The following is a 14,014-nucleotide window of genomic DNA, read 5'->3' on the forward strand; positions in this document are numbered from 1 at the left end:
CTGATGGGACACTATGTATTGGGCTTTCATGAGATCGATCGAACCGATTTGCCGCTTATCGGAGGAAAAGGGCTGAACTTGGGCGAATTGTCAAAAATGGACGGCATCCAAGTGCCTCCCGGTTTTTGTATAACAACAAAAGCATATGAAAAGATGATCGGTGAAAACGATAAGGTCAGTGAACAGATTGATCAGCTGTCTCTTTTAAAAGTGAAGGACAGAAAACAGATTAACGATCTTGCCCTTCAGATCCGCAATGGTATTGAAAGGGCCGAAATCGCCGAAGAGATCAAAGAAGCGGTTAAAAGCGCTCACTCAAATGCTGGCGGCGATGCATATGCGGTCCGATCAAGCGCTACGGCAGAAGATTTGCCTCATGCCTCTTTCGCCGGGCAGCAAGATACGTATTTAAATATAAAAGGAATAGAGGCGATCTTGAAGCATATCAGCAAATGCTGGGCTTCACTGTTTACAGAGCGGGCCGTGATCTACCGGATTCAAAACGGTTTTGACCACCGCAAAGTTCAATTATCGGTCGTCGTCCAGCAGATGGTGTTCCCGGATGCGTCCGGCATTTTGTTTACGGCAGATCCTATTACATCCAACCGGAAGGTCACCTCGATTGATGCAAGCTTTGCTTTGGGAGAGGCGCTTGTATCTGGTACAGTTTCAGCAGACAACTACAAGGTTCGTGAAGGCGCGATCATTCAAAAAACGATTTCCGAGAAAAAGACGGCAGTCTATTCTTTGGAAAGCGGCGGCACTGAGGCGCGCGAAGTCGAAGCGGGCTGCCGGAAAGAGCAAACATTAACAGATGAACAGATCATCCGGCTTGAAAAACTGGGAAGGAGAATCGAAGCCCATTTCGGTTTTCCGCAGGATATTGAATGGTGTCTGGCTGATGGCGAATTTTTCTTTGTCCAGAGCCGGCCTATAACGACATTGTTTCCTCTTCCGAAACAGAGCGATGACAAGCTTCGCGTCTATATGTCTGTCGGGCATCAGCAAATGATGACAGAACCGATCAATCCGCTTGGAATATCGTTTTTCGGGTTGATCTCGGATTATGAGCTGACTTGTGCCGGCGGAAGGCTTTTTATTGATTTATCACACGATTTGGCATCTTTTGCAGGGCGGAAAGTCGTCCTCAGTACGGCGGGGAAAAATGATCCTTTCATGCATAGCGCTCTTGTGAATTTTTTGAAAAGAAAGGAGCTTGTCAAAACCCTGCCGAAAGGGAAGCGGATGTTTAGATTAGGGGCTGAAGGGCTGTCATGGTCGCTGCCGGGTGATGCGCTGAAGATTTACCGGAAAAACGACACAGATGTAGTCAAACGGCTCATGTCGAAAGCGGAAGCATCCATTCAAGAGGCTGAACAGCGATTGAAAAACGCATCGGGTGAAACGTTATTTGCACAGATAGAAGAGGATCAAAAAAGCTTGAAAAAAGTTCTCTATGATTCAGAGAGCATGGCTGTAATTATGGTTGGTTTATATGCCGTTTACTGGCTCAATCGAAAAATGGAGAAATGGCTTGGCGAAAAAAATGTCGCCGATACCCTTTCTCAATCGGTATTGTACAATGTCACATCTGAAATGGGATTGGCGCTTTTGGATGTATCAGATGCTGCCAGAGGATACCCCGAGGTTCAGAAGTATTTAGCATATGCCAATAATGAAACCTTTTTTGAAGATCTCAAACAGCTTGACGGCGGTCCCGCCTTTATCGGCGCATTGCGGGCATTCCTTGAGAAGTACGGCATGCGCTGCACCGGTGAGATCGATATAACCAAGACCCGCTGGAGCGAACGTCCTTCCATTCTTGCTCCAATCATTTTGAGCAACATCAAGAATTTTGAGCCCGGCGCGCGAACGGCTAAGTTTGAACAGGGGCGATTGGAAGCGGAGAAAAAGGAGAGGGATTTGTTAAGCCGTCAGCAACAACTAAAGGGAGGCAGACAAAAGGCAAAAAGGACAAAGAAGATGATCAGCGTGCTGCGGAATTTTATCGGCTATCGGGAATATCCCAAATATGCTCTGATCAAACGCTATTTCATATATAAGGAAGCGTTGATGAAAGAAGCCGCTGTTTTACAGCAAAAGAAGCTGATACAAGCGAAGGAGGATATTTATTATTTGTCCTTTGATGAATTGAAAGAAGCCGTGTGCACAAACCGTCTCGATGTGAAGAAGATCGAGGAAAGAAAAGCGGAATATCGGCATTATGAAAAATTGACGCCTCCGCGAATCATGACTTCAGAAGGCGAGGTCATCACCGGAGAAGCCTTGGGGGATCACATTCCGGCAGGAGCGTTGGCGGGCGTTCCTGTTTCATCGGGGATCATCGAAGGAAGGGCAAGAGTGATTCTGAAATTGGAGGAAGCCGATATCGAAGAGGGGGATATCCTTGTCACGCCTTTTACAGATCCGAGCTGGACACCGTTATTTGTCTCAATCAAAGGTTTGGTGACTGAAGTGGGCGGCCTCATGACACACGGCGCTGTTATTGCGCGGGAATACGGGCTTCCGGCGGTGGTGGGAGTTGAGCATGCGACGAAAGAAATTAAAGACGGACAGAAGATCAGGATTAACGGATCGGAAGGATATGTTGAAATACTCGAATGATAAAAAGCGCAGCTAGAAGCTTGCGCTTTAATTCTTATAAAGGTCGGCGGACAACATCCAATCCATCAATTGCTGATACGGATAATAGGTCGTGCCATTTAATTCAATTTTAGGTATGTCAGGATATTTACGCAGCATTTCTTTCGTTCTACTTTGCTCAAGCCTAAATAATAATGTAAATCGTCTTCTTTGATTAAATAGGGATAGCCTGAATAACTTCCCTTTGGGTTTTTAAAGTTTTTCAAGCCGTCACCGATAAAATAGCCTAAAGCCGCTAAACCAAGTCCGATCCAAAACAGGTTCATCTCCACGTTTACCATCCTTTTCTCATATTGCTTTATCTGTCATACGAAAAGGATTGAAAAAAGTTTCAAGGTCAAAGGCTTTGCCGGTTCAGCATCTCATAAAGAACGACGGCATGGTTATGGCGCTCATCTTTGGCCCCGTAAAGCAGAATAACGGTTTCGTCCGCCGCCATTTTTTTTAATTCCCTGAAGCTTTTCTGTTTTTCAGCGTTTTGTTTAATTTCGTTTTGATAGGCTTCTTTAAACGATTCGAATTTTTTCGGATCATGACCGAACCATTTTCTTAATTCGGGGCTTGGAGCGATTTCTTTCATCCAGCAGTCGAGGTTCGCTTTTTCTTTTGATATGCCGCGCGGCCACACACGATCGATTAAAATGCGGCGTCCTTCTGCTTGCTGGTTTTCTTGATAAATGCGCTGGAGAATAAACGGCATGCGGATCACTCCTTCTCATTTTATGATAAAACGGCAGGCTGGAAGGAACAACCCTATTGAAAAAGACAATGCCAAAATCCCGTTTATTCGATGGAATGTTTTAAAGAACTGTACAATTGGCTGACGCTTTCATCGATTTCATCTCTTGACATCCGCAAGGCTTTTTCCGATACGGCATAGCCGATTTCCAACCGGCCTTCTTCCAGCCCTTTAAAGATCGCATCGGCAAATTCATCCAGAGGAGCTCCGGAATCATGCAGTCCGACACCGCCCAGATCCGTATTGACCGCAGGAGGAGCGACTTCTATGACCTCAACGCCGGCCTCGGAAAGCTGGTGTCTTAAACTCATCGTAAAGGAGTGGAGAGCGGCTTTTGTCGATGAGTAGATTGGTGCGACCGCCATCGGTGTAAACGCCAGCCCTGACGACACATTGATGATCGCAGTTTTCCCGGCTTTTTCGGCAAAGCATTGGCTAAAGAGCATGGCCAGATGGATAGGCGCCTCCATATTGACGGTGATTTCTTTATTGTAGTCAGCCCAATTGTCTATAACATCGGCTTTTAAAATGTGGTAGCGCTGCTGTATGCCCGCATTATTCACAAGTACGTTTACTCCCGGATGATGTTCTTTGATCCATTCAAATAATGCCAGTCGTTCCGCTTCAACGGCCACATCGCATACACGCGTGATCAGCTCCGGATGTTTTTCCTTTGCTTCTTTAAGCTTGCTTTCCCTTCTCCCGCAGACGATAACGGTATTTCCCGCTTTTATAAATCGTTCGGCAAAAGCAAAGCCGATTCCCGATGCGCCGCCTGTGATCAGCACTGTGTTTCCCGACAGTTCCATTGGAATCCCTCTTTTCCGTCAAATTTTAAACAATAGGTTGAGCATCTCTTCTGACCCTATAATGCCCCTTTATTTTCCAAAATGCAAGTATTCTGATTAGACGGTATGTTCCGATTCCATTATCATTGAAAAGTGAAAGGGGTGGAATAAAATGTATGATACAACTGTCGAAACACGCTTCGGAAAGCTGAAAGGCAGAGCGGAAAACGGAGTCCGTATCTTTAAAGGCGTTCCATACGCAAAACCTCCCGTCGGCGACCTAAGGTTTCGGGAACCGCAGCGAATGGAGGCCTGGGAAGGTGAGCTGGATGCTTTTCAATTTGGCCCGGTTTGTCCGCAGCCTGATGGGGTATTGCCTGAGTCAGCGGGGGTTCAAAAGTCTGAGGATTGCCTTTATTTAAATGTGTACGCACCCGAAGAGGCGGACGGGGATCTGCCTGTTATGGTGTGGATTCATGGGGGCGCTTTTTATCTCGGCGCCGGAAGTGAACCGCTCTATGACGGGACTCAGCTTGCAAAGCAGGGAAAGGTGATCGTGGTCACCATCAATTATCGCCTCGGTCCGTTCGGTTTTTTGCATCTATCCTCAATTGATGATTCCTACAGCAGCAATCTTGGCCTGCTGGATCAAATCGCGGCTCTCGAGTGGGTGAAAGACAATATCGCTTTCTTTGGCGGAGACCGTCATCACATTACGGTTTTTGGAGAGTCGGCGGGATCGATGAGCATCGCTTCGCTTTTGGCGATGCCGAAAGCAAAGGGGCTTTTTCAACAGGCCATTATGGAAAGCGGGGCTTCCGCAACTATGTCCGATAAGCTTGCGAAAGCTGCAGCAGAAAGATTCTTAAGGATTCTCGATATTGATCATCATCATCTGGAGCGCCTTCATGATGTATCTGATCAAGAACTTCTTGAAGCCGCCGATCAGCTGCGCACTTTAATGGGAGAAAATATTTTTGAATTGATTTTTCTGCCTGCGCTTGACGAAAAAACCTTGCCGCTGAAGCCGGAGGTCGCCGTCGCAAAAGGCGCGGCAAAAGAGATCAATCTATTAATCGGAACAAACCGTGATGAAGGCGTCTTGTTTTTTCCCTCTGATTCGGATCTTTTGCCTGAGAGCAAGATCAACGAGATTTTAGAAGAATACATGGGTAAAGAGGCCGCCGAAGCCGCCTCCTCTCTGTATCCGAGGTCATTGGAAGGCCATGTTGATATGATGACAGATCTGATCTTTTGGCATCCGTCTGTTGTGTTCGCTTCGGCTCAATCACGATATGCATCTGTCTTTATGTACCGGTTTGACTGGCATGCGGATTCAGAGCAGCCGCCGTTCAACAAAGCTGCGCACGGCTTAGAGATTCCGTTTGTATTTGGAAATATGGACATTTTGGAACAGCTGACAGGTACGAAGGCCGGTGAAGAAGCGCAGCTGCTTGCTGAACAGATCCAGGCTGCCTGGGTGTCTTTTGCCCGATCCGGAAATCCGAGCACCGATGATGTCAGCTGGCCTGATTATGATGAAGATTCACGGAAAACGCTGATTTTTGATCAAGAGGTCGCAGTTGAAAGCGATCCTTATTCAGATAAGAGAAAGATGTTGACAGCCCCGAACCCGCAGATTTAGAACAAGCGGGCCTGACCTGTGTGGTCAGCCGCTTTGATGATAGCGTTCGCTTTGAATGGCTTCAAGCGATTTGCCGCGCGTTTCCGGCGCCATACGGAGCCCGATGATCATATGAATGACGAGAAATGCAATCATGACGGCGCCGGCTGTTTTGAAGCCCAAGCCCGTAATCATCGCCGGAACGACCAATGAGATGAGTCCGACGCCGATGCGGACGATGAAGAACATGAAGCCTTGAGCGAGCGCCCTGTATTTCGTATGAAACAGCTCTGCCGCCCACAGTCCGTAAAACGCCTGCGCTCCAAAACCCGCAGAAATGCCCCACAGGCATACGAATAATAAAAGCTCCGTGATGTTCATCGTGCCGAAGGTGAGGATGACCCATGCGGCGGTTGCCATAGCTGCTCCTATGCCAAAAAGCAACTTCCGATTGACTTTATCGCCGAGACGGATAAAGACGAAGTATGTGGACGCCACAGTCAAAATCCATAAAAATGCCTGCAGCAGGTTGGCTTGTGCCGCTGTTAGGCCGCCGACCGTCTCATAGATATACGGCATGAAATATCCCATCGTCCCGGCAACAAGGTTCCAAAACGCATAAATTCCGATGAGGAGAATCATCGCGCGAAGGTTCGCTTTGTTGGTCAACAGCTCTTTGATCGACGCCTTTTCTTCAACTCCTTTTGCTTTGTCTTCGGCTTCTTTTCGCTTTTGCTCCTCCCAGATGGACGATTCGTGAATCTGCTGCTGCAAAATCCAGGTGATGACTGCGACGACGAATAATTGGGCAAAAATCAACCGGCTTCCCATTAAACCGAGCGGCGCCAAGGCAACTGATAACAGCAGCGTAAGCGCCGGTCCGACCGACCATGCCAGCTGCCCCCAGCCGACGCGTCCGGCCCGTTCATGGTCAGGGGCCTCCTCGGCAATGTAAGTCCAAGCAGCCGGAATTGCTGCGCCCACCGCAATTCCCGTCACGATGTATCCGGTTAAAAGCATGGGAAAATTAAACGACGCGGCGATCAGTAAAACGCCAAGCATATAGACTAATAGATCGTATTTATATATGAATTTTCTCCCGTAACGGTCGACTAAAAAACCGCCGAGAAAAGCGCCGATCGCCGCGCCGAAACCATTTGCGCTTAAGGCGCCGAGAAGTCCGACCCGGGCGTCGTCCAATCCTAAATATTCAACCCATAACGAAAGCCCGCCGGCCCCCGCGACGATGGATCCCGCCTCCAAATAGTTGGACATGGCGACCGTAATCGTCGACTTCAAACTGCCTTTTTTTCTCCCTGGCATGATTCGTTCCCCTTTCAAATCAGAATTCTTTTCTGACAGAAGCCGGATTGATGCGTTGAATGCTCGATTTTACCCTAGCGAGTCATGCAAAATTGTAAGCGTTATCATCTCGTGGTAATCCCGACCCTGCATCCGTTCCAGCCTTCAGGCTGTTCCGAATGTTTTGCTTATAGTATTACTTTATTCGGAAAACAAAAATAAATCAACATAAAAATCAGAATATTCCGTCTGAATATTTTTGTTTTTGTTTGGATTTTTTTCTCGAAAAACTGCCATTATATCAATTTTTTATTAAAAAACCGAAACTTTTCCTCTGGAAAATAGTATATTTAAACTAAGTATATTTTACTATAAGGAGGAATTTCTTAGATGAGTATATTAAGCAGGTTCAAAGACATTATGGCCAGCAATATTAACGCTTTGCTGGATAAAGCGGAGAACACGGAAAAAATGGTGGATCAGTATGTCAGGAACTTAAACAGCGACTTAAACAAAGTAAAGGCGGAAACGGCGTCCGTCATGGCGGCCGAGCAAAGGGCAAAAAGAGAACTGGCGGATTGCCGGGCGGAAATCGACAAGCTTGAGCGCTATGCAATGAAGGCTTTGGAAGCCGGCAGCGAGGCGGATGCCCGAACATTTTTAGAAAAGAAAGCGGTGCTTGAAACGAAGGCATCCGAGTTAGAAACCGCGTTTCAAACGGCGTCATCCAATGCGAATCAAATGAAAAAAATGCACGATAAGCTCGTTTCCGATATCGGGGAGCTTGAAGCACGCCGCGCCGCGATCAAAGCGAAATGGACAGCGGCGAAAACACAGGAAAGAATGAATAAACTCGGTGCATCTGCAGCGAATGCCAACCATTCAATGTCCGCTTTCGGCAGAATGGAAGAAAAGGCAAACCGGGCGCTTGATGAAGCGAATGCGATGGCTGAATTGAACGCCGCTCCTCAAGATGACATAGAAGACCTGAAGGCTAAATATGACAGCCCTTCTAATGTGGATGATGCGCTTGCCGCATTGAAAGCGAAAATGGCGAGTCAAAAGTCATATCATTTGAAATGAATAAAGTGAGAGGTTAAGAGACATGGTAATTTCTTATAAATGTCCGGGCTGCGGGGATGACATGGCCTTTGACGCTGAATCGGGCACGCTCGCCTGCCGCAGCTGCGGGAGACAGGACAAGATTGAAAACATTCCGGAAGAATTGAAAACTGCGAGATTTACTGAAGATGAAGCAACAGAATATCATTGCCAAAACTGCGGCGCTATTTTGATCACTGAGAAAGAAACGACGGCTACATCCTGCAGCTTTTGCGGAGGAGCGGCAGTGATCGCCGACCGCCTGTCCGGAAGCCTTGCTCCGGCAAAGGTCATTCCTTTTACGATCAGCAAAGAGGAGGCGGCGGACGCGTTTCGCAAGTGGTGCAGAAAAGGGCTGCTCACACCAAAGGGCTTTATGTCGGCTGACCGGATTAAAAGCATTACAGGCATGTACGTCCCTTTCTGGATGTACGATTTAAACAGCAAAGTGCAGGTCAGCGCCCGCTGCACAAAGGTACATAGGTATATACAGGGCGACTATATCTACACGGAGACCGAACATTATGATGCGTTTCGCGATATCAATCTCGACTACATCAAAGTCCCGGTGGATGCCTCAGAAAAGATGAACGATCAATTGATGGACAAATTGGAGCCATATCCATATGATCAGCTGAAAGATTTTAAAACGGCCTATTTGGCAGGCTACATCGCTGAAAAATATAATTACGATGATGAAGAGCTTTTTCCGCGGGCGAAAAGCAAAATCAGCGGCTACATCGAGTCATATATCGATTCCACCCTGTCCGGGTACAGCTCAGTCGATGTGAAAACGAAACACGTCGATACACAAAAAGTGAAAAGCTTTTATGTGCTTTTGCCCGTCTGGATGGTCAATTACAACTACAAACAAAAGGATTACATCTTTGCCATGAACGGACAAACGGGAAAAGTCGTCGGCAAGCCGCCGATCAGCTCATTTAAAGAAAAAATGTGGTTCAGCGGGCTGGCCGTCTCCATATTTGCACTCTGGAAAATCATTGCTGCTGTAATGGGAGGCGGGGCGTGATGAGAAGTTTATTGAGAAGCGCGATGATCTTATGTATGATTTTCCTTGTCTTCATCCCTATAGCCTCCGGTGCGGCAGCCTCTGAACAGAAGCGGTTTGTTTATGATGAAGCCGGGCTTCTGACCAAACAGGAAATCGAGAAGCTGGAAACGCTGGCAGCCAAATTGGGCGCCGAACGGGAGACCGACTTTATCATTGTGACGACCAATGATACAAACGGCCGCGATGTAAAGAAATATGCGGAGGACTTCTATGACGAAAAAGCGCCCGGCTACCAGAAGAAGCACGGAAATGCAGCCGTATTAACGGTAGATATGGAGCATAGAGAAGTCTATCTTGCCGGCTTTAAAAAGGCTGAAGAATATTTGAATGACGCCAGGCTGGACAAAATTAGAGAAAAAATCACGCCGGATATATCCGACAAGCATTATGAGGCCGCATTCGAAATGTTTATGAAGGCGGCGCATGATGATATGGAGAAGAAACCGTGGGCGGACAGCATCTTTTTTAAGACGTGGTTTCAATTGCTTGTTTCGGCAGTCATCGCGGGAATTGCCGTCGCCATTATGAAATACAATTCAGGCGGCAAAGTGACAGTAAGTGCAAGCACTTATATGAACGGTGATACGTCCGGAGTGATCAGAAATAATGACGAATACATCAGAACGACCGTCACAAAACAGAGAAAACCGTCCAATAATAAAAGCTCAGGCGGCGGAACGACGAGCGGAGGCCATTCGCACAGCGGCAGCCGGGGAAGCTTTTAGAAAGGGAAAGGAAGAGCTTAAATGGTGTTTTTTAGAAATCAATTTGCAAATGTAGTAGAGTGGGATGAATTTCGCGATGATATGATTTTCTATAAATGGAACAACCGCGAAATCAAAAAGGGGAGCCGGCTGATCATTCGCCCCGGTCAGGATGCCGTCTTTTTAAACAACGGAAAAATTGAAGGCATTTTCCAGGATGAGGGCGACTATGATATTGAATCCGAAATTATTCCTTTTTTATCCACTTTAAAAGGTTTTAAATTTGGCTTTAACAGCGGGATGCGCGCCGAAGTCCTGTTTGTCAACACGAAGGAATTTACCGTCAAGTGGGGGACGAAGAATGCCATCAATATCCCGGCTGCAGGACTTCCGGGCGGCATGCCGATCAGGGCGAACGGAACATTTAACTTTAAGGTGAATGATTATGTCGCATTAATCGATAAAATTGCCGGTGTGAAAGATCAGTATGTTGTGGAAGATATCAAAATACGGATCACATCCATTCTCGATCAGCTTCTGATGAAGTGGATCACAAAAGAAGGAAAAGATATGTTCAACCTTCAAGCCAACGCCTTTGATATCGCAAAGGGAATCAAGGAAGATCTTGATATGGAGATTGTCGGCGACGGCATGACGATAACAGGCTTTAACATCATGAGTTTCAATTATCCGAAAGAAGTCCAGGACATGATCACGAAAAACGCTTCCCACGGCATGGTCGGCGATCTGAACAGATATCAGCAGATTTCAATGACAGACGGCATGGCTTCAGGAAAGATGACAGGCGGCGGTGCCGCATCTGACATGGCCGGCATGATGATGGGGATGAACGTGGCGAACCAAATGATGAATCAGATGAACCAAAATCAGCAGGCGCAAACACAGACGCCACCAAGCGCGCCGCAGCCAGCGGCAAAACCGAACTTCTGTCCAAACTGCGGAACGAAAACGGGCGAAGCCAATTTCTGTCCGAACTGCGGTCAGAAGCTAGTGTAAGCGGGGGGATCGGTTGATGCCGGCAAAGTTGGTATCTTCTATGTGAATGAGGGCTTTCGCTGCCGGCACGATCGCCGGCATACCAAGCCGGAAACTGATGGAACAGAAGCTGATCCTGATACACAAGTCGGATTAATTGCGTGATCAGAGCGCCCGCCGTATTCTATATATAACAATGATGTCGGATGAAAAGAATGCGGCATACATCAATCAAGGATGTACAGAATAATCAAAGGAAACAATCTGGAGGAAAAGCGACATGGAATTAGGCATCAGCACCTTTGTAGAAACGACCCCTGATATCAAAACCGGAAAAGTCATCAGCCATGCGGAGCGGCTGCGCGAAGTAGTGGAGGAGATCGTCCTTGCCGATCAGGTGGGCTTGGATGTATTCGGAGTTGGAGAGCATCATCGTCAAGATTACGCAGCTTCTTCTCCTGCCGTCGTCCTGGCCGCAGCAGCTTCACAGACGAAGCGCATCAGATTAACGAGCGCGGTCACCGTGCTGTCGTCGGCTGATCCCGTCCGTGTTTTTCAGGATTTTGCGACGCTCGACGGGATTTCAAACGGCAGGGCGGAAATCATGGCGGGCAGGGGGTCTTTCATCGAATCCTTTCCGCTGTTTGGATATGATTTAGACGATTATGATGAGCTCTTTGAAGAAAAGCTTGATTTGCTGCTCGAACTGCAAAAGTCGGAAAGGGTCACATGGAGCGGCAAGCATCGCCCGGCTATTCACAATACAGGCGTTTACCCGCGTCCCGTGCAGAAGCCGCTACCTGTATGGATCGGAAGCGGCGGAAACCAGGAATCCGTCGTTCGCGCCGGCCTGCTCGGCCTGCCGCTGGTTCTCGCGATCATCGGCGGGAGTCCGCAGCACTTTGCCCCGCTTGTTGAGCTTTATTACAAAGCAGCGGAACATGCAGGGCATGACGCCTCAAAGCTGATTGTCGCTTCCCATTCCCACGGCTTTATCGCGGAGGATACCGAGACGGCCGCCGATCGTTTTTTCCCTTCCACCCAGCAGGCCATGAATACGCTCGCAAGAGAGCGGGGCTGGGGGCCGTACAGCCGGTCGAGCTTCGATGCAGCCAGAAGCTTTGAAGGGGCGCTCTATGTAGGCGATCCTGAGACGGTGGCGGAAAAAATTATTCATCTGCGCAAGAATGTCGGGATCACCCGATTTTTGCTTCACGTTCCGGTCGGTTCGATGCCGCACGAAGATGTCATGAAGGCGATTGAACTTTTTGGAACAAAAACGGCGCCGCTCGTCAGGGAAGAAGTATCCCGCTGGGAGGCATCCGAAAGGTCATAACATGAAAGGCCCGCGCTTTAGCGCAGGCCTTTTTATTTCATATAATGCTTTTTAAAATCCGGATGTATCGAAAATTTGCGGCGCAAATGGATCAGGTTTTCGCCGAAACTTTCCTCCAATACCTCTCTGTGCTTCTCCATGATTTCCATCAGGTACAAATCATGAATCATCACTTCGGTAATCGGCATCACCAAGCCTACATGCATCGTCCAGGCTGCGCGGCTGTCTTTCCCATGCGAGACAATGCCGGCCACAACTTCTGAATCGTCGACGCTGAATACGAGCCAGCGTCCGTCATACTCTTCTGTAATTTGCCTGCTGTTGTCATGTAGATAGACATTGGCGAAATCCGCTTCAATGTCGCCGTATGCAATAATGGTCACAATGACGCCTTTTTTTGCGGCCCGCTTGAGCTCAGGCTCCAATTCAGGAAAATCCTCTTTCCAAATTTCCAGGAGAATCCTTTTTCCGGCCGATGATATGCACGCCTTTACTTTATCGAGAATCTCGCTTCGCCCGGTGATGTTCCAAATATTTTCCCGGTCATTTGCAGTGCGCTCAAACTTCTCGAAATATTTTTCTGCCTGTTCAAAAGTCTCTTCCGCTTTCATCCGCCGGTTTTTAATCAGGTCCTTGGCGGGAACGGGAATGTACTGCGGTGTGTTGCCGTAGCTGACAAATATATCGCCGCGGATTACAAGGCTCTCCAGCACTTCGTATATTTTCGACCGGGGAACACCCGATTTTTTTGCCACCGCATAGCCTGTCAGCGGCGATTCTTCCAAGAGCGCCAAGTATGCTTTCGATTCATACTCGGTGAAATTCAGGTTTTTCAGTACGTCTAATATGTTTTCCTTCATAAGCCCTCCAGCTTCAACAAGAGTCGCTACCTTTGTCACTCATATTTTGCTGGATGTATTGATTTATTTCAAGTCCGCTGATACACTTTTTATAAGTGGTTACTTGAGTAGTCACTATATAAAAACAGTATGGGGGGAGACATCTGATGGATAGCCTGCTGTCATACATATCGATTGCAGCCATGATGGTGGTGATACCCGGAGCCGATACGATGCTTGTGGTGAAAAACACGCTTCGATACGGTCCGAACGCCGGGCGCTGCAATGTTCTCGGCTTGGCGACGGGGCTTTCTTTCTGGACGCTGATTGCCGTTCTCGGCTTAGCGGTGGTGATTGCGAAATCGGTGATTCTGTTCAATACGATCAAATACTTGGGGGCGGCCTATTTAATATATTTAGGCATTAAAAGCTTTTTCGCGAAAAAAATGTTTTCTTTGGAAGAGATACAAGCCGAGAAGAACAAAAACGAAAACGCATCAAGCCGGCATTATAAGGATTCTTTTATGCAAGGATTGTTCAGCAACATTCTGAATCCGAAAACTGTTTTGGTCTATATCACGATTATGCCTCAATTTATTAACTTAAGAGAAAGCGTCAACCAGCAGTTGATCATCCTCGCTTTAATCCTTACTTTTCTTGCTGTGTTTTGGTTCCTCATCCTCGTATATTTGATCGATTTCGCAAAGAAATGGCTGAGAAGCGTGAAATTCCAGAAGATCTTTCAAAAAGCTGCGGGTCTGGTGCTTGTCGGATTTGGCGTTAAAACGGGTTTAGATTGATATTGGAGAACGAGTGAGCGCTTTGGCTCACTTCTTTTGTTTATTTGTC

The 14,014-nt window shown here is 47.5% G+C and carries 12 protein-coding genes and 1 pseudogene; 8 read left to right on the forward strand and 5 right to left on the reverse strand.

All coding sequences use genetic code 11. The annotated features are described in order from the left end of the window. The first annotated feature begins 3 nt into the window (after nt 1-3). Nucleotides 4-2,625: a phosphoenolpyruvate synthase gene (ppsA, locus tag H7F26_RS09645; RefSeq protein WP_061576042.1), complete on the forward strand. Its 2,622-nt coding sequence runs from the start codon at nt 4-6 to the stop codon at nt 2,623-2,625. A 27-nt stretch (nt 2,626-2,652) separates the two neighbouring features. Here the strand turns inward: ppsA and H7F26_RS09650 are convergent. The 3 genes and pseudogenes from H7F26_RS09650 to H7F26_RS09660 form a co-directional block, all read right to left on the reverse strand. After that, a pseudogene (locus H7F26_RS09650) lies at nt 2,653-2,936 on the reverse strand (DNA-binding protein). 65 nt (nt 2,937-3,001) lie between these two features. Next, nucleotides 3,002-3,364 (reverse strand): DUF488 domain-containing protein, encoded by a 363-nt coding sequence (locus H7F26_RS09655; protein WP_003179392.1) that lies wholly within the window; start codon nt 3,362-3,364, stop codon nt 3,002-3,004. 83 nt (nt 3,365-3,447) lie between these two features. Then, a complete protein-coding gene (locus tag H7F26_RS09660; RefSeq protein WP_003179393.1) occupies nt 3,448-4,212 on the reverse strand; it encodes an SDR family oxidoreductase in 765 nt (254 codons plus the stop codon). A 151-nt stretch (nt 4,213-4,363) separates the two neighbouring features. On the opposite strand from H7F26_RS09660, the gene H7F26_RS09665 reads away from it, so the two are divergent. Next, the gene (locus H7F26_RS09665) at nt 4,364-5,836 is read left to right on the forward strand and encodes a carboxylesterase/lipase family protein (protein WP_003179394.1); all 1,473 of its coding nucleotides are present in this window, start codon (nt 4,364-4,366) and stop codon (nt 5,834-5,836) included. 24 nt (nt 5,837-5,860) lie between these two features. Here the strand turns inward: H7F26_RS09665 and H7F26_RS09670 are convergent, their stop codons facing one another. After that, the gene (locus tag H7F26_RS09670) at nt 5,861-7,138 is read right to left on the reverse strand and encodes an MFS transporter (RefSeq protein ID WP_003179395.1); all 1,278 of its coding nucleotides are present in this window, start codon (nt 7,136-7,138) and stop codon (nt 5,861-5,863) included. Between the two features lie 369 nt (nt 7,139-7,507). On the opposite strand from H7F26_RS09670, the gene H7F26_RS09675 reads away from it, so the two are divergent. The 5 genes from H7F26_RS09675 to H7F26_RS09695 all read left to right on the forward strand — a co-directional run bounded on the left by H7F26_RS09675 (nt 7,508) and on the right by H7F26_RS09695 (nt 12,326). Beyond that, the gene (locus H7F26_RS09675) at nt 7,508-8,200 is read left to right on the forward strand and encodes a PspA/IM30 family protein (protein ID WP_044789758.1); all 693 of its coding nucleotides are present in this window, start codon (nt 7,508-7,510) and stop codon (nt 8,198-8,200) included. A 22-nt stretch (nt 8,201-8,222) separates the two neighbouring features. Continuing rightward, a complete protein-coding gene (locus tag H7F26_RS09680) occupies nt 8,223-9,248 on the forward strand; it encodes a TFIIB-type zinc ribbon-containing protein (RefSeq protein WP_017474607.1) in 1,026 nt (341 codons plus the stop codon). After that, complete coding sequence (locus H7F26_RS09685; protein WP_003179401.1) at nt 9,248-10,015, forward strand: TPM domain-containing protein; 768 nt, start codon at nt 9,248-9,250, stop codon at nt 10,013-10,015. The genes H7F26_RS09680 and H7F26_RS09685 overlap by 1 nt, the downstream gene beginning before the upstream one ends. 21 nt (nt 10,016-10,036) lie before the next feature. Next, a complete protein-coding gene (locus H7F26_RS09690) occupies nt 10,037-11,011 on the forward strand; it encodes an SPFH domain-containing protein (protein WP_003179404.1) in 975 nt (324 codons plus the stop codon). 259 nt (nt 11,012-11,270) lie between these two features. After that, entirely contained in the window at nt 11,271-12,326 is a 1,056-nt protein-coding gene (locus H7F26_RS09695) for an LLM class flavin-dependent oxidoreductase (protein ID WP_003179406.1), read from the forward strand. Between the two features lie 32 nt (nt 12,327-12,358). Here the strand turns inward: H7F26_RS09695 and H7F26_RS09700 are convergent, their stop codons facing one another. Then, on the reverse strand, nt 12,359-13,186 hold the full coding sequence (locus H7F26_RS09700) for a TrmB family transcriptional regulator (protein WP_011197600.1): 828 nt from the start codon (nt 13,184-13,186) through the stop codon (nt 12,359-12,361). A 146-nt stretch (nt 13,187-13,332) separates the two neighbouring features. On the opposite strand from H7F26_RS09700, the gene H7F26_RS09705 reads away from it, so the two are divergent. Then, on the forward strand, nt 13,333-13,965 hold the full coding sequence (locus H7F26_RS09705) for a homoserine/threonine efflux transporter (protein ID WP_003179409.1): 633 nt from the start codon (nt 13,333-13,335) through the stop codon (nt 13,963-13,965). Nucleotides 13,966-14,014: the final 49 nt, after the last annotated feature.

It is taken from the genome of Bacillus sp. PAMC28748 (assembly GCF_014250415.1).
Taxonomy (GTDB): Bacteria; Bacillota; Bacilli; order Bacillales; family Bacillaceae; genus Bacillus; species Bacillus licheniformis.